The sequence below is a fragment of the Algoriphagus algorifonticola genome (assembly GCF_007655305.1).
Lineage (GTDB): Bacteria > Bacteroidota > Bacteroidia > Cytophagales > Cyclobacteriaceae > Algoriphagus > Algoriphagus algorifonticola.
In genome coordinates this window covers 177,023-194,052 of the sequence record NZ_VLOG01000065.1, presented here as the reverse complement: position 1 = coordinate 194,052, position 17,030 = coordinate 177,023, and the positions used below count along the sequence as shown (strand labels likewise).

At 41.3% G+C, this 17,030-nt stretch carries 12 protein-coding genes; 6 read left to right on the top strand and 6 right to left on the bottom strand.

Going from position 1 to position 17,030, the window contains the following annotated elements; genetic code table 11:
* The first annotated feature begins 76 nt into the window (after nt 1-76).
* The 3 genes from FL972_RS18750 to FL972_RS18740 all read left to right on the top strand — a co-directional run bounded on the left by FL972_RS18750 (nt 77) and on the right by FL972_RS18740 (nt 3,364).
* On the top strand, nt 77-1,399 hold the full coding sequence (locus FL972_RS18750) for an IS1380 family transposase (RefSeq protein ID WP_144603723.1): 1,323 nt from the start codon (nt 77-79) through the stop codon (nt 1,397-1,399).
* 23 nt (nt 1,400-1,422) lie between these two features.
* Nucleotides 1,423-2,754 carry an NAD(P)/FAD-dependent oxidoreductase gene (locus FL972_RS18745; RefSeq protein ID WP_144607512.1) on the top strand — a complete coding sequence of 444 codons (1,332 nt, stop codon included), beginning with the start codon at nt 1,423-1,425 and terminating at the stop codon, nt 2,752-2,754.
* A 202-nt stretch (nt 2,755-2,956) separates the two neighbouring features.
* The gene (locus tag FL972_RS18740; protein ID WP_144607511.1) at nt 2,957-3,364 is read left to right on the top strand and encodes a DUF4890 domain-containing protein; all 408 of its coding nucleotides are present in this window, start codon (nt 2,957-2,959) and stop codon (nt 3,362-3,364) included.
* A 110-nt stretch (nt 3,365-3,474) separates the two neighbouring features.
* On the opposite strand, the gene FL972_RS18735 is transcribed toward FL972_RS18740, so the two are convergent.
* The 5 genes from FL972_RS18735 to mutY form a co-directional block, all read right to left on the bottom strand.
* A complete protein-coding gene (locus FL972_RS18735; RefSeq protein ID WP_144607510.1) occupies nt 3,475-4,953 on the bottom strand; it encodes a glutamate synthase subunit beta in 1,479 nt (492 codons plus the stop codon).
* A 1-nt stretch (nt 4,954) separates the two neighbouring features.
* On the bottom strand, nt 4,955-9,445 hold the full coding sequence (gene gltB, locus FL972_RS18730; RefSeq protein WP_144607509.1) for a glutamate synthase large subunit: 4,491 nt from the start codon (nt 9,443-9,445) through the stop codon (nt 4,955-4,957).
* Nucleotides 9,446-9,831: 386 nt separating this feature from the next.
* The gene (gene gldE / locus FL972_RS18725; RefSeq protein WP_144607508.1) at nt 9,832-11,181 is read right to left on the bottom strand and encodes a gliding motility-associated protein GldE; all 1,350 of its coding nucleotides are present in this window, start codon (nt 11,179-11,181) and stop codon (nt 9,832-9,834) included.
* A gap of 67 nt (nt 11,182-11,248) precedes the next feature.
* Nucleotides 11,249-11,722: a single-stranded DNA-binding protein gene (locus FL972_RS18720; protein WP_144607507.1), complete on the bottom strand. Its 474-nt coding sequence runs from the start codon at nt 11,720-11,722 to the stop codon at nt 11,249-11,251.
* A 41-nt stretch (nt 11,723-11,763) separates the two neighbouring features.
* On the bottom strand, nt 11,764-12,834 hold the full coding sequence (mutY, locus tag FL972_RS18715; protein ID WP_144607506.1) for an A/G-specific adenine glycosylase: 1,071 nt from the start codon (nt 12,832-12,834) through the stop codon (nt 11,764-11,766).
* Nucleotides 12,835-12,979: 145 nt separating this feature from the next.
* Here mutY and FL972_RS18710 point away from each other — a divergent pair, with 145 nt between their 5' ends.
* The 3 genes from FL972_RS18710 (at nt 12,980) to FL972_RS18700 (ending at nt 15,880) form a co-directional block, all read left to right on the top strand.
* Nucleotides 12,980-13,288, top strand: coding sequence for an HU family DNA-binding protein (locus FL972_RS18710; RefSeq protein ID WP_091651807.1), 309 nt, complete (start codon nt 12,980-12,982; stop codon nt 13,286-13,288).
* A gap of 18 nt (nt 13,289-13,306) precedes the next feature.
* Nucleotides 13,307-14,122, top strand: a complete 816-nt coding sequence (locus FL972_RS18705) for a tetratricopeptide repeat protein (RefSeq protein WP_144607505.1) — start codon at nt 13,307-13,309, stop codon at nt 14,120-14,122.
* Between the two features lie 186 nt (nt 14,123-14,308).
* On the top strand, nt 14,309-15,880 hold the full coding sequence (locus FL972_RS18700; protein WP_144607504.1) for an Rne/Rng family ribonuclease: 1,572 nt from the start codon (nt 14,309-14,311) through the stop codon (nt 15,878-15,880).
* Between the two features lie 12 nt (nt 15,881-15,892).
* On the opposite strand, the gene FL972_RS18695 is transcribed toward FL972_RS18700, so the two are convergent.
* Nucleotides 15,893-17,026, bottom strand: coding sequence for a DUF4221 family protein (locus FL972_RS18695; protein ID WP_144607503.1), 1,134 nt, complete (start codon nt 17,024-17,026; stop codon nt 15,893-15,895).
* Between the last annotated feature and the right edge of the window lie 4 nt (nt 17,027-17,030).

The window sequence follows — 17,030 nt, the reverse complement described above, 5'->3', positions numbered from 1 at the left end:
AACCTTGATTATGCAATAGGATTTCGATTTGAGTCCAAAAGTGGTTAAATTTTGTTGGACAAGCTGTTTTTGAAGTATGAATAGTAGCACCAAAATGGTTAACCTTCCAATTGAATATTCCTCCAAGCCAGTTACCCCATTTGGAGGGATGAGTTTAATGAAACGATTTATTGATCAGGTAAGGATCCGGGAAAAGTTGGAAACGCTTAACCTTCCCCAACCGGGATCTAACCGGGGATATGATCCCAAGCAGATCGTGGAGAGCTTCTGGCTGGGCATCTGGACGGGGGCAAGCCGCTACATTCATTGTGATTGGCTACGATATGATCAGGTTCTCCACTCTATATTCGGCTGGGACACCATGCCTTCTCAGAGTACCTACAGTCGTTTTTTTGGCAAGTTTTCCCAGTCACTGAACACAGAGATTTTTCCTGAACTGCAGCATTGGTTTTTTGACCAGCTAAATATCGGAAGCCTCACCGTAGATTTTGACAGTACTGTCATCACTCGCTATGGGGATCAGCAGGGCAGTGCCAAAGGATACAATCCCAACAAACGGGGCCGGAATTCTCATCATCCGCTGATGGCTTTTGTGGAACAGACGCGTATGGTAGCCAATGCTTGGCTGCGTCCGGGAGATACCGCTGCCAGCAGCAGCTGCAAGGAGTTCATGGAGGAGACTTTCAATCAGGTACTCAAAGACCAGAAAATAGGTCTGGTGCGGGCAGACAGCGGATTTTACACCGAAGAACTGATGTCGTATCTGGAAGAGCAACAGCTGAACTACATCATGGCCGTGAGAATGTATCCCAACGTGAAAAGCGAAGTCTGGGCCATCAAAGACTGGATCAGATTGGCTAAAGGGATTGAACTAAGCGAAATGAAGTTTAGCCACGAAAACGGAAAACCCAGAAGGTATATCCTGGTCAAAAAGCAAATCGACATCAGGCCAAATGCCTCAGGCAAGATGCTCTTTGAGGATGAGCCAGGCTATCGCTACAGCTGCTATGTGACCAACATGGATCTTCCTCTGGATCAAATATGGAACATGTACAACAACAGAGCAGACTGTGAAAACAGAATCAAGGAACTCAAGTATGACTTTGGTCTGGAAAACTTCTGCCTACAGGACTTCTGGGCAACCGAAGCCTCCTTCAGATTCATCATGGTTGCCTACAACCTAATGAGTCTATTCCGTCATTTTGCTCTCAATCATCATAATCGGGCAACCTTGGGAACCCTCAGATCCTATTGCTTTGCATTAGGAGCATGGACAGCTTCTCACGCTAACAAAAAGGTCCTCAAGATCTCTTTGCCCACTAAACGAAGGCGGTGGATGGACGGAATTTTCTCCCAAATCTCAACTCTGAACAACCCCTTTAATTACTCTAATGCATAATTCGGGTTAAAAAACTTTAGTATATGACAGAACGCTTTCACTCTCCCCTTCCCAATATTCCAAAATCTCCATTTCCCAAGGTAGTGATCATTGGCGCCGGATTTGCCGGGCTCAAACTTGCCAGGAACCTAAATAAGAAAAAGCTACAGGTTGTCCTTTTGGATAAAAATAATTACCACCAATTTCAGCCACTTTTTTATCAGGTTGCCACAGCAGGTTTAGAGCCCAGTGCAATTAGCTTTCCGCTCAGGAAAATATTTCATCATTCAAAAAATGTAATCTTCCGAATGGCTGAAGTTGAGTCTTTGGACACGGATCAAAAGCGCTTGTTCACGGATTCGGGATATTTGGACTACGATTATTTGGTGTTAGCCATGGGGGCAGATACCAATTATTTTGGAGCCAAAAACATAGAGTTTTTTGCTTCTCCCATGAAGACTGTTTCAGAGGCTCTATACATCAGGAATAAGATTATTTCTAACTATGAGAAAGCAATCAACATAGAAAAGCAAGAAAACAGAAGAGCACTGATGAACGTGGTAATTGTAGGCGGAGGGCCTACAGGTGTGGAGCTTGCCGGTGCTATGGCTGAGCTAAGGAATAATGTGCTTCCCAAAGACTATCCTGAATTAAGCTTCAAAAATATGCAGGTGGTGTTGATTGAGGCTGGTTCTTCCCTCTTAGCTTCCATGTCGGATGAAGCCAAAGAGCATGCGCTGGAATATTTGAAAAAATTGGGGGTGGAAGTCAAGTTGGAGACTAAAGTTCAGGATTATGATGGACAACAGGTCTTCCTGGAAAACGGCAATAAAATAGAAACTCAAACTCTCTTATGGGCAGCCGGAATTAAACCTAACAGGATTAAGGGTTTGCAGGATGAGCTTTTTGCCAAAAATGGAAGAATTCTAGTAGATAAATTCAATCAAGTTAATGGGCTAGAAGGTGTTTATGCTTTGGGAGATATCTGTCTGATGGAAACTGATGATTATCCAAGAGGGCATCCTCAAGTAGCTCAGGTAGCATTGCAGCAAGCTAGTGCTTTAGCAAAGAATTTGGTTAACTATGAGGAAGGGAAAGAGGGGGAACCTTTCAAATACAAAGACTTGGGCTCAATGGCTACAGTCGGAAGGAAGTTGGCGGTAGTGGATTTGCCTTTTATTAAGTTCCAAGGATTGTTTGCTTGGCTGACATGGCTATTTGTACATCTAATGGCCATTTTGGGAGTGAAAAATAAGCTATTGATTTTTCTGGACTGGTCTTGGAATTACCTTTCCTTTGACCCGAGTCTTCGGTTATTGATCAAGCCAAAATATGTTAGAGCCTCGGAGAGAAGAGAGTTGATTGAGGAAAAGTAGAATTTAGATTCATTAACAAATCGGTATTAAACTCAATCCATCAAATACAGTCTAATATCCAAAATCAAATAATGAAGAATATGAAATCGAGCATGTCGGAGCCGAAACACACTGGGATGCCCCGATGTATCGGGGAAAATATGCGACCTGCCTGCCGCAGGCAGGGATTCCATATGACCTTTAAAAAGCAAATTATAATCATATGAAAAAATGGATTTTAAGTTTTGGATTAATGGCCTTGATTTCTTTTGGAGTGATGGCCCAAGGACAGCGCGGTAATACTAGGCCTAACCCTGAGGAGATGGCAAAGATGATGACCGAACGTATGACCAAGCAGTTGAATTTGACTAAGGAGCAACAAGAAAAGGTTTATGCAATTCATCTGGATTTAGCTCAAAAAAGAGAGGAAGAAAGACAGGCCCGTAAAGCTGAGGCAGATGCCCGTAAGGAAGAAGCTCAAAAACACGAAGAGCGATTAAACGAAGTCTTAACCGAAGAGCAGCGTCAAAAATGGGTGGAAATCAAATCTGAAAGACCTGTAAGAATGAGACCTCATGGAGAAATTATGGATAGAGACGATTTCAGAAAAAGAAGAGGTGGAGGCAATTAAATCTAAGGTAAAAACACAAGCTCAAAGCCATAGCTTGTGAAAGCACACTTCATGGCAAAAAAAACACCACCCGATCGGGTGGTGTTTTTCATTAAGGTTATTAAAAACAATTATTCTGTTCCTTCCAATGATTCTTCAACCTGGAAGAAAGACTCATCTTTCTGAGGAAGGGAAGAAGCTCCCATCAAAAACTCATCAACCTTGACAGCAGCTTCTCTTCCTTCAGAAATAGCCCATACAACCAAAGACTGACCCCTTCGCATATCTCCCGAAAGAAATACTTTAGCATTGGTGCTTTGATAGTTTTTGGATTTGGGCAGTGTGTTTTCCATACTATCTACCCCAAATGCTTCCAATAAGCCATTTTGGGCAGGTCCTGTATAACCAATAGCAATAAAGGCAAGATCACAGGGCACAATTCGCTCCGTGCCTTCTACTTCTTCAAAATTCATCCGGCCATCTTTTTCCATCCATTCCAGATCTACCAGTTTTAGACCGGTAACTTCCCCGGCTTCATTGCCTATAAATTCCTTGGTCAAAATAGAAAATACTCTTTCGGCACCCTCTTCATGAGAACTGGATGTTTTCAGCGTCATAGGCCATTCAGGCCAAGGATTCAAAATTGTTCTCTGTTTAGGAGGCTTGGGTAAGAGCTCCAATTGTGTGATTGAGGCAGCGCCATGTCTGTTGGAGGTTCCGATACAATCACTACCGGTATCTCCTCCTCCAATCACGATCACATGTTTTCCTTTTGCAGAAATAGGATTTTCCTCTATTTCTCCACCTACAACCTGATTCTGTTTTCCTAAGAAATCCATGGCAAAGTGGACTCCTTTGAGATCAGAACCTTTAATATTCAATGCTCTGGGTTGAGCCGCTCCGGTAGATAACACTACCGCATCGAAATTTCTAAGGATATTTTCTGCTTTGATATTGAAACCTACCTCGGTGCCGCAAGAGAAAATGACTCCCTCTTGCTTCATCAAGTCAATTCTTCTGTCTATCACCCATTTTTCCAATTTGAAATCTGGAATACCATATCTCAATAAACCTCCGGGTTTCGCGTCTTTTTCAAAAACAGTTACCTCATGACCTGCTTGATTCAGCTGATCTGCAGCTGCTAATCCAGCAGGGCCAGAGCCAATGACAGCCACGTGCTTGTTGGTTCTCTTTTTGGGAGGGTTAGCCTGAATTAGTCCTAATTCATAGGCTTTTTCAGCGATACTCTTCTCAATGAGTTCAATGGCAACAGGATCTTTGTTGATACCCAATACACAGCTTGCCTCACAGGGAGCAGGGCAAATCCTACCTGTAAATTCCGGAAAGTTGTTGGTGCTCTTCAAAATACTGATCGCCTGAGCCCAGTCCTTTTCATAAACTGCATCATTGAACTCAGGGATTACATTTCCCAATGGACAGCCATTGTGACAAAATGGTATCCCACAATCCATGCACCTCGCTGCCTGATGATTTAATTTTTCGTCAGAAAACGGCTCATATATCTCCTGATAGTCTCCCACTCTTTCCTGTGGGTCCCGACTAACAGGGGTTTCTCTCTTAAATTGTATAAATCCTTCTTTCGCTCCCATCTTACACCAATGATTTTGATTGTTCTAATGCTCTTTTCTCCAAAACTGCCTTGTAATCTCTAGGAATCACCTTGATGAATTTGAGTTTGGATTTCTCCCAATCCTCCAGGTATTGACTTCCCAAAGCACTATTGGTCAGCTTTACATGCCTTTTCACAAAGGATTTGATGGTGTTGTAATCCTCTTCTGTCAAAGGATCAATATCCACCAATTCAGGGTTGACTTCTGTGATATAATCGTGCAAAATATAGGCTATTCCACCACTCATACCGGCAGCGAAATTTCTTCCGATCTCACCAAGATTGACGACCAGTCCTCCTGTCATATACTCACAGCCATGATCTCCGATTCCTTCCACTACAGTTTTGACACCGGAGTTTCTCACACAGAATCTTTCTCCACCTTTACCATTAATATAGGCTTCACCGGAAGTAGCTCCATAAAATGCCACATTCCCTATGATGATATTTTCCTCAGGTTTGAACTTGGCATTTCGGCTTGGATAAACTGTCAGCCTACCTCCGGATAGTCCTTTTCCGAAGTAATCATTGGCTTCTCCTTCTAGTTCAAAGCTTACTCCCTTGGTCAAAAAGCCACCAAAAGTCTGTCCCGCAGAACCCGTAAACTTGAATTGAATGGTATCATCCGGTAATCCCACGCTTCCATAAATTTTGGAAATCTCATTGGAAAGCATAGCACCGACTGCACGGTCTGTATTTTTGATTTGAAAGTGGCCCGAAACTGCAATCGCCTGTTCCAAAGATGGGAGGGATGCTTTGATAAGTTTTCGGTCCAATACTTCCTTCAAATCCCAATCCTGATCGATCTGTTTGTGGATACCCACATGATCCGGCACTTCCACTCTATGGAAGATTGGTGAAAGGTCTACCTTATCCCATTTCCAATGATTCAAATGACCGGTGGATTGCAATACATGACTTTGGCCCACCATTTCGTCTATTGTCCTGAAGCCTAAAGAAGCCATGATTTCTCTCAAGTCTTGAACCAAGAAATAGAAATAATTCACTACATGATCCGGATCACCTGTAAAGAGTTTTCTCAATTCAGGGTTTTGGGTGGCTATACCTACAGGACAGGTGTTGAGATGACATTTTCTCATCATAATACAGCCTTCTACTACTAAGGCGGCGGTTGAAATTCCCCACTCCTCAGCACCTAAAAGTGTTGCGATTGCCAAATCTCTTCCGGTTCTCAATTGTCCATCCGTCTGAAGCACTACTCTGCTTCTCAGGTTATTTTTTACTAAGGTTTGATGCGCTTCTGACAGTCCCAGCTCCCAAGGCAATCCTGCATGTCTGATGGAAGAGAGCGGAGAGGCACCTGTACCTCCATCTGCTCCTGAAATCAAAATCACATCAGCCATGGCCTTGGCTACTCCCGCTGCCACAGTTCCAACTCCGGCTTGGGATACCAGCTTCACATTGATTCTAGCCTTTCTATTGGCATTTTTCAAATCATAAATCAACTGAGCCAAATCTTCAATTGAATAAATATCGTGATGTGGAGGAGGGGAAATGAGGCCTACCCCAGGGGTAGAATGGCGAACTTTTCCTATCCACTCGTCTACCTTGTGGCCAGGTAATTGTCCACCCTCACCAGGCTTGGCCCCCTGTGCCATTTTAATTTGGAGTTCTGCTGCATTGGTCAGGTAATTACTGGTTACTCCAAACCTTCCTGATGCCACTTGCTTTATCGCAGATCTTTCCCAATCCCCATTTTCTTTTTTCTGAAAACGGATTTCATCCTCCCCGCCTTCTCCCGAATTGCTTTTAGCTCCGATACGGTTCATGGCTATTGCAAGTGTAGTATGAGCTTCATGAGAAATGGATCCAAAAGACATAGCTCCTGTTGCAAATCTTCTCATGATGCTTTCTGCTGGCTCTACTTCTTCCAGAGGTACCGAAATTCTCTTTTTGAATTCAAATAATCCTCTCAAGGTCAAAGCATCTTTAGATTGCTCGTTAATTTTATCAGCAAATTTCTTGTACAGTCCGTAATCGTTGAGTCGGGTTGACTTTTGAAGCAAATGGATGGTTTCAGGATTGAAAAGGTGTTTTTCCCCCCTTCTTTTCCATTGGTAAACACCTCCGGTTTCCAAAACAGGACTTTCTGTATGATAAGCCGCTCTATGACGGATCAACACCTCTTCCGCAAGTTCATCAAATGAAACGCCAGAGATTCTGGAGATGGTGCCTTTGAAGCATCTGTCTATGACTTCAGGTCCTAATCCAATGGCTTCGAAAATCTGAGCTCCCTGATAAGATTGAAGTGTAGAAATTCCCATTTTGGAAAGAACCTTCAATAATCCTTTTCCTATGGCTTTTTGATAGTTATAAAATAATGTTTTCTGATCTTTTACTTCCGGGAACATGCCTTTTTGGAACATGTCCAATAAAGACTCCAGCGCCAGATATGGATTGATCGCAGAAACCCCATAACCAATTGCTGTTGCAAAATGATGGGTTTCCCGTATGTCTCCTGATTCCAGTACCAAACCAGCTTTGGTTCTTATCTTCTTTTTAACCAAGTGATGATGCACAGCACCTATTGCCAATAAAGATGGAATTGGTGCCCATTCTTCATTGCTATTTCTGTCTGAAATGATCAGGATATTTTTCCGCTCGGCAATGGCATCCTCTGCTTCCTGACACAGCTTATCCAATGCCTCCAGTAATCTGCCCGGCTGATGGTCTGCATTGAAATGAGCAAACAACTTCTTAGCTCTATAGCCTTGGCCTTCCATATTCTGGATTTTTTCCAGAGACTCGTTGAGCAAGACAGGCTGAGAGATATGGATTTGTCGAGTATGCTGAGGGCTTTCTTCTAGTATATTGTGTCCTTCACCAATTCTAGTGAAGAGGGACATCACCATTCGCTCCCGAATCGGATCAATCGGTGGATTACTTACCTGCGCAAATAATTGTTTGAAATAATTGGCGATATGTTGGCTTTGCTTGGATAAGACAGCAAGCGGCGTGTCTGCTCCCATGGAACCGATGGCTTCTTGCCCGCTTTTACCCATAGGTCCTAGGACCACTTTCAGTTCTTCAGACGTATAGCCAAAAACCGTTTGGCATTTCTTAATATTTTCTGTGGAATATGGATGACTCAAAGTTTCCGGGTCTGGCTCCAGCCTCAACTTGATCCGCTGTTCATTTACCCATTGTTCATAAGGCTGCTTTCGGCATATTTCTCCCTTGACTTCCTCATCAAAGAGTACTTTCCCTTTTTCCAAGTCGGCCCAAAGCATTCTTCCGGGACTGATTCTACCTTTTTCAGTAATTGTAGCTTCCCGAATTGGCAAAGCTCCGGCTTCTGAGGAAAGGATTAATCGTTGGTCTTTGGTGATGAAATAGCGAAGTGGTCTCAGACCATTTCTATCCAAAGTGGCGCCTACTGATTTTCCATCTGTAAACAAAAGGGCTGCAGGACCATCCCAGGGCTCCACCAAGGAGGCGTGAAATTTATAAAATGCCTTTCGGTCTCTGTCCATGACCTCATTATCCTGCCAAGCCTCAGGTACCAGCATCATCATGGCATGTGGCAAGGATCTTCCGCTCAATGTCAATAGCTCCACCATGGCATCCAAGTTGGCTGAGTCTGAGTTCAGCTTATTGGTGATAGGCATCAGTTTTTCCAGTTCTTCATCCGAGAAAAACTGAGTTTTCATCAGCGTTTCCTTGGATTTCATTTTATTCAAATTTCCTCTGATGGTGTTTATTTCACCATTGTGAGAAAGGAATCTGAATGGTTGAGCCAATCTCCAATTAGGGAATGTATTGGTGGAAAATCTTGAATGGACGATTGCAAAAGCAGATTCTATTTTACCGTTTTGTAAATCCTTGTAAAAGGGTAAAACCTGATCAGTTCTCAACTGACCTTTGTAGATTAAGGTCAGGCTACTGAAGGAGGCAAAATAGAAAGATTGGTTGACACCAGGGATCTTGGAATTGACCTCAGAAGTAGCAAAGTTTCTTAGTACATACAGTTTTCTTTCCAAAGCAATCCCGGTGAGCCCTTTTTTGTGCTTGACAAAAAGCTGCTCAATATTGGGCATAACTTCCAATGCTCCTGATCCTGGAACTGTTTCATCTACCGGAACAGGTCTATAGCCGATGAGCTCAAAATCCAGATCTTCAATAATCTGATTCAGGAGCTCTTTTGATTTTTTGAAAAGTTGCTTATTTCTAGGGAAAAATGTCATGCCTACCCCGTAGTATCCTTTTTCGGGTAGACTGATTTCTGTCCTTGCGGTAATATCTTTTAGGAAATCATGAGGAACCTGAATTAATACACCTGCTCCGTCTCCGGTTTTAGGATCTGAACCCCGGCCACCTCGGTGCTCCATATTGCTAAGCATATATAAGGCGTCACTGATTGTTTCATGAGTGGGATTCCCAGTCAAGTCCACCACAGCGCCAATGCCGCAGGAGTCATGCTCAAATTCTGAGCGGTATAACCCTTTTTGCATATATTTCAATAGATTTAATAGGTTCAAAATTTCCAAAAAATACGAAAAAAAATCCTTTTGTTAAAATAAAGGCAATGAAACCAAGTTTTTACTGATAATTTTCTGATGAATAAGATTTTTTTTGATTATTTATTAAATAAAAAGAGGTCCTAAAAATTAATAATATCCGTTTTAAAAACAGTTTTTTTAAAAAATTGGGGTAAAAATTTAACCTATTTTGGCTTCAATTGTGTGATTTTTCTGCAAAGTGCCTGAAATCTGGTTTACGGAAAAAATAATAAAAAATTTTACAGCTTATTTTTCTCTAATAGCAACTCTTTTTTACTCAATCGATTTCGAAAGCCAAATAATATTTTGCAATACTTATTTAACTAAAAATGAGTTTATCAGTCGATGAATGGATGAGACCCATCTTGATGCTGATCTTTCAGATGTACTTTTACCTTTTTGATTCTTCTTGCATCTACTGCCAAGATGGTAAATTCAAAATATTCAAAATGGATTTTTGTTCCGTTTTTAGGAAGCTTATTATTCAATTCTAACAAAAGTCCTCCCAAAGATTCGCTTTCACCTTTGACGTCTTCAAATATTTGAGAATCAAGATCCAGTTTTTTGCAAAAGTCATTCAAGGATATTTTTCCTTCAAATATGAAAGTGGAGGAATCGATCTCCTGAAAAAACATATCGTCCTTATCATCGAACTCATCGTTGATTTCTCCAATAATTTCCTCTATCAAATCCTCTAAAGTTACCAAGCCTGAGGTACCCCCATACTCATCTACCACGATAGCCATATGGACTCTTTTTTGCTGGAAATCCTTTAAGAGGGTATCCACTCTTTTATTTTCCGGAACGAAAAAGCTTTTTCGTATTAATTCTTTCCAGGCAAAATTTTCATCCCGCTCTATATAAGGAAGAAGATCCTTGATATATAAGATGCCTTCAATATTGTCTATGGTTTCATGATAAACCGGAATTCTGGAATAACCGCTTTTATTGATTTTATCCATCAATTCATGAAAATCCATCTCGGTATCCACAGCTGTTATTTCCATCCGGCTTCTCATCACCTGCTTTACGGATAGAGTTCCAAAGTTTACAATACCTCTTAAAATGTCCTTTTCTTCATTTGGAGCATCTTCAGTTGTAATTTCTAAGGCTTGGTTTAATTCATCAACCGAAAGTGAATAGCCTTTCTTTTCTATTTTTCTTTCGATTAGGTTACTGATTGCCATTAGAAAGAGGGAGATAGGCTTGAGGATGGTTGAGAAAAAATTGATAGTCGGGGCCATGATCAGGCTGAATTCAATTTTGGCCTTGTTGGCATATACTTTTGGTACAATTTCCCCAAAAAACACGATAGCGAAAGTGACACCGATAGTTTGTATCATGATCACCACTATGCCTGTTGCGTTCATTCCAAATATACTCCATGAAACGAAAGTGGTCAAGGTTACTATCGCAATGTTGATCAGGTTATTCAGAATGAGAATAGTACTGAGTAATTGTTTGGGGCTACGAAGGAGCCTGGCAACATGCTTTCCATTTTTAGTCTCTTCATCGGCAATGGACTCTAAGTCCTCATTGGAAAGAGAGAAAAAAGCCACCTCTGAGCCTGAAACTAGGGCAGAACCAAGCAACAGGAGAATAAAAAGTAAACCGTTAAATAAAAGGTACCCTACGGAGGGCTGAGTAATTTGAGTAAGTAAATACCAACTCGGGTAAGGGTCGTCCATGTACTAAACGAGATGTTTGATGCAAAATTAAACAATTCCCCTGAATATCAACTTCAGGGGAATTGAATCAAAACGGTAAATCGTCATCTTCTGTATCCGGACTCAGATCCGGTCCTTGATTTCCTCCTCCTGTGGCAGCAGGTGCCGGATTAGGTTTGGATTGGTTTGTCGGAGCTCCCATTCCCCCGCTTTCCTGCCCCTGATTTTCTTGTTTTGAGCCAAGCATGGTAAAACTTAAAACTCTGATTTTGGTCCTTTTTCTATTTTGGCCTTGATCATCCTGCCAAGTATCGGATTTGATCTTTCCTTCCACGTAGATTTGCATTCCTTTTTTCAGGTACTGCTCGGCGATTTTCGCCTGACCACCCCAAAGCTCCAAATCGTGCCATTCGGTCTGATCTACACGATTTCCATTTCTGTCTTTGTAAGATTCAGTTGTAGCCAATCTCAAATTTGCTACTACGTTGTCTCCTTCTAAATATTTCACTTCCGGGTCTGCTCCTAAATTCCCCAAAAGGATTACTTTATTTACTCCTGCCATAGCTTCTTATTTATAATTCTAAATCTAATTTTTGAAGTTAATCAAAAGCCCTGATCGTTCAAAAAGTTCACAATCAACTTTGGCTTGGCCAAGTATTCGATTTTTTCTTCTTCAACCAGTAAAAAGCCATTGTTTTTGGCCCATTCATTGAGATGAGCCATTTTTTCTTCCGGAAATTCTACCTCCGAGAAAACAGCATTCAGTTTCTGATGTGACAAAATATGTCGGTAATTTTTTGGAAACTTGACTGGAGTCTTTGCTGCTTCCGGCAAATTGAATTCAGATTCAGAATTTTCCTTCGTTTGCTCCACATGTGGAAAATCAAATAATCCTTCCCAGATATCGCCGGAACTTCTTTTTTTCCATACCCACTTTTCTCCGCATCGGATTACATAATAGTGTAGATGTCTTTCCTTGATTTTAATCTTATTGATTTTCACCGGAAGATCCTTGACCATCTTATTATTCAAAGCAAAACAGGAGGATGATAAAGGGCAGTTGTCACAAGATGGATTGGCAGGGGTGCAATGCCTTGCCCCAAAGTCCATCATGGCTTGATTGAATTCTCCAGGATGATCAGCCGGTATTAGCTGGTCAGCTAAGGCTTCAAATTGTTTTTTGCCTTTGCCGCTGGCAATATCTGTCTCAATTCCAAAGTAGCGGGCTAGTACTCTGAATACATTTCCATCAACTACTGCCTTGACTTCTCCGAAGGCAAAACTTGCAATCGCAGAAGCAGTGTAACTTCCCACACCTTTTAATAATAGGAGTTCTTTATAGGTTTCCGGAAAATTCCCGTCTAGTTCATGCCAAACGTATTTTGCACAGCTGTGGAGGTTTCTGGCTCGGCTGTAATATCCCAGACCTTGCCAAAGGCGAAGTACTTCTTCTTCCGGGGCAAGAGCGAGATCTTTCACAGTAGGATAAGCCTCGGTGAATTTGAAATAATAAGGCATTCCTTGGGCAACTCTGGTTTGCTGGAGAATGATTTCTGAGAGCCAAATTTTGTATGGATCTTGGATTCCTCTCCAGGGAAGTTCCCTTGGATTTGCCCTGTACCAACTTAATATTTGATAGGAAAATAGTTGATTATCAGTAGCTTTGCTATTCATGTAAGGATAAAATCTTTCGTGTAAATCTGGTGAATTTTTATGGATTTGTTTTTTAATTGCATTGCATCTCGTACATTTGCAGTCCCAAAAACACTTGGTTAATAGGTCGTTAAGCTTATTTCGTAATTTCTAAATTAAAATCACAGTGACAAAAGCAGAAGTAATCACCAAGATTTCGGACAAAACCGGAATCCAGAAGGATGATGTGACACAGACCATTGAGGCGTTCTTCAAGGTAGTAAAAGACTCTATGTCTGAAGGAGAAAACATTTACGTAAGAGGTTTCGGTAGCTTTATCAACAAGAAGAGAGCTAAGAAAATTGCACGTAACATCTCCAAAAATACAGCGATCGTAATCGATGAGCACTACATCCCGGCATTCAAGCCTTCCAAAGTGTTTATTGAGAAGATCAAAAACAGCAAAAAGATCAAGGAACTAGCTCCTCAGGATTAAGTCTAAGGAGACTTTGACATGAAAAAATCACAGCTCTTTCTCATAATCATAGGTGTTGCGTCAGTAGTGGCTCTATACGCACTGCCAAAAATTGTAGTGGATAATGAGGGGCAGAATACAGTAGGTGAAAACCAAACTGAAAATTCTCCATCAACTTCTGCCAATACCATGCATGAGAATGAGCTTTCTCCTGAAAAAGAAGCTACATTAGCTCAGTTGAAAGCAAAGGCAGTCGCCGGTTCAGAAACAATTTCTGAAGACATGAGACAGCTAGCTTCTTTATATCAGGAAAAGGGGAAGTACGACAGTGCGGCTTACTTCTTGAGTTTGGCAGCAAATCAGACAAACGATTTGAGTTTGGCTGAAGAAACTGGTAATGCTTATTTCGAAGCATTCACCTTTGCGCTGGATCAGGAGAAGGTAGCCTATCTTGCCGGGCAAACCCGAGATTACCTCAATCGAGTATTGGATAATGATCCTACTCGGATGGATTTGAAATCAAAGATTGCGATGACTTATGTGTCTTCAGCCAATCCAATGCAAGGTATAGCCATGCTGAGGGAGATTTTGGCAGAAGATCCGCAGAATGAAGATGCCATATTTAATATGGGAATCTTGTCTATGCAATCAGGTCAATATAAAAAAGCGACTGAACGATTTGAAGAATTGATTCGTTATCATCCGGATAATCTTCAGGGGCAGTTTTACTTGGCTGTCAGCTATTTCGAAGCCGATCAAAAAAACAAAGCGAAAGCTCAGTTTGAGAAAGTAAAGGGGATGACCCAGGATGCTATGATTCTGGAGAGTGTTCAGAGCTATCTTGACAGATTGTAATTAAATGTATCACTATAAATAATAAGACTATGCCTTGCGGTAAGAAAAGAAAAAGACATAAGATCGCTACGCACAAGCGTAAGAAAAGACTAAGAAAAAACAGACATAAGAAGAAGTAATACACTTCTTCTTATACCCGTTTTTTGACAAAAACACACGTTCATTTACATAGTATAAGACGAGATTTTGAGTACGGAATTGTTAATTGATTCTGCTCAAAACGGGAGTCGAATAGCCCTTTTACAAGATAAAAGCTTGGTTGAGTTGCACTCTGAAGGAGTGGACAATCAGTTTAAAGTTGGGGACATCTACCTGGGGACAGTGCGAAAAATAGTCAATGGGCTGAATGCAGCTTTCATTGATGTAGGCTACGAAAAAGATGCCTTTTTGCACTACCAGGACTTAGGTCCTAATTTCAACAGCTTAGGCAAGTTCACCAAAATGGTGCGCAACAACAACTATAGCAATTACAATCTGAAAGGCTTTCAAAACGAACCTGAGATCGATAAAATCGGCAAGATTTCAAATATTCTTTCTAAGAATAACCAAATCTTGGTTCAGGTCGTCAAAGAGCCAATCTCTACCAAAGGGCCCCGATTATCCTGTGAGCTCTCTCTTCCTGGTCGATACCTCGTATTGGTGCCATTTTCGGATTCAGTTAATGTATCCAAGAAAATCCGCAGCAGCGACGAGCGTAAAAGACTTCTGAGACTCATCAATTCTATCAAGCCAGCTAACTTCGGTGTTATCATCCGAACAGTAGCAGAAGGTCAGTCAGTTACCGAACTGGACAAAGACCTCCGAAATCTTCTCAATAATTGGGAAGAGGGCATGAAGAAATTGCTGAAAGCCAGAAGCCGAGACAAGATTATAGGAGAGATGAGTATGGCTTCCTCACTAGTGAGAGACCTACTCAATGAATCCTTCGATGCAATCACCGTAGAAGAAGAATCCACTTACGATCAGATCAGATCCTACATCAGGACAATAGCCCCTGAAAAAGAAAAAATTGTTAAGCTTTACACAGGTAAAGCCAAGCTCTTTGAAAGTTTTGGAATAGAAAAGCAGATCAAAAGCCTGTTTGGTCAGACGGTCAGCCTCCCCCAGGGAGGATATGTGATCATCGAGCATACGGAAGCCCTGCACGTCATAGACGTCAACAGCGGGAACAAGTCCAATCAGGAAAGTGACCAGGAATCTACAGCATTAAAAACCAACCTGGTAGCTGCAAAAGAAATTGCCAGACAACTCCGCCTCCGGGATATGGGAGGAATCATCGTTGTCGATTTTATTGACATGAAGAGGGCCGAGAATAAAAAGGCCATTTACGAAGCGATGAAAGATGAGTTGAAATCTGACAGATCGAAACATACTGTTTTGCCGCTGAGTAAATTTGGACTCATGCAAATCACCCGACAGCGTGTTCGGCCGGAGGTCAATATCGTGACGAAGGAAACCTGCCCGGCATGTAACGGCACAGGCAAAATCCAGGCTTCTATCCTGGTTGCTGATAAATTAGAAAAAGATTTGGACCATATTGCCACTATCCAAAACGTGGACAAAATCCAAATCGGGCTGCATCCCTACCTGCACGCATACTTTACTACCGGCATAATTAGCCGCAGAGTAAGGTGGTTTTTCAAGTATTACAAATGGATTAAACTGATCAAAGATTCTTCCCTGCCGGTGACGGAATACAGATTCCTAGATGAATCTGGAGAGGAAATAGAACTTCAAGTAAAAAGCGAGACTGAGTAAGTCTCGCTTTTTTTATGGCTTGACAAATGAAGAAAAGTCCAGGCGTCCAAACATAACTTTTTCCTCTACTTCTCCAAAACCCAAATAGTAATAAAAACCATCAGGCGTAGCAAAACCCTGATAGGTATTGGGTAAATTTTCGATCTCTCCCAATTTGTTGAAGTCTTCATCTAAGACCACCATCTTTGAAATGTGAAATTGGGTAGAAGTATCTTCATTTTCTTTTAATCCGGTTATCACATGTCTCAGATATACCTTTTGAAAAGGGTCGAAAGTGATCCAAGTATACCTAGCGGAGCTGTGATCAGGTTGGAAAATAGTATACTCCCCGGATGGAACAGTTTTTCCTTTTTTGAAAATCAAACTTTCCTGAGGAGATGCATCAATCCATCTGGTTTGATTGTTTTCCAGAATCATTAAACTATCTACGACAGGGAAAGAGATAATAGCCTGATTACTTATAGGATTGAAATAATGAGAATAGGGACCCAAATTTGGGTCTTCATAAAATTCTTTCATCTTTTCAGGGTATGGAAAAGAAATATATTTCCAATCACCTGAAGCCAAATCCAATAATACCAGCCAATCTTCGTAGTCCATGAGATTTTCATTCATGACATAGGGCACGTCAGGGATGATAAGTTTATTTTCAAGATGGGTGATTGGGTTATTTGGGATGACAGTATAATTGGAATAACGTCTGTTTGCAGGAGTGGGAGGCAGGTTCCAAGACTGAAGTACTTTACCTTGGAAATCCGCTTGATGTATTTTCCTGTCTGCATCTACTACAAAAATTCCATCTCTTGTTAATACGTGTTTATAATCTGTGTCTCCCAATCCGTCTGGACCTTCTCTTTGATAAAATTTTTCAAATCCTTTGTTCCCTTCTGGATACTGATATCCTACTAAATGAAGTTTTCGGAAATCGAGTAAGAAGGCTCCGCTATCGGTTTCAAAATAAGATAAGCTTGGAGAAATAGCTGCTGTGTTAAGATCTTTAGAAAGTACGAGTGTATCTACAAGTAGATTTCTAAAATCTTCAGTGATTAAAGTTTCTGATTTTTTGTCGCTGCAAGCCGAGAAAATTATGAGAATAGCACTTAACCCAAGGCTTAATAGCGAAGAATAATTCTTGGTCTTTATCATAAGC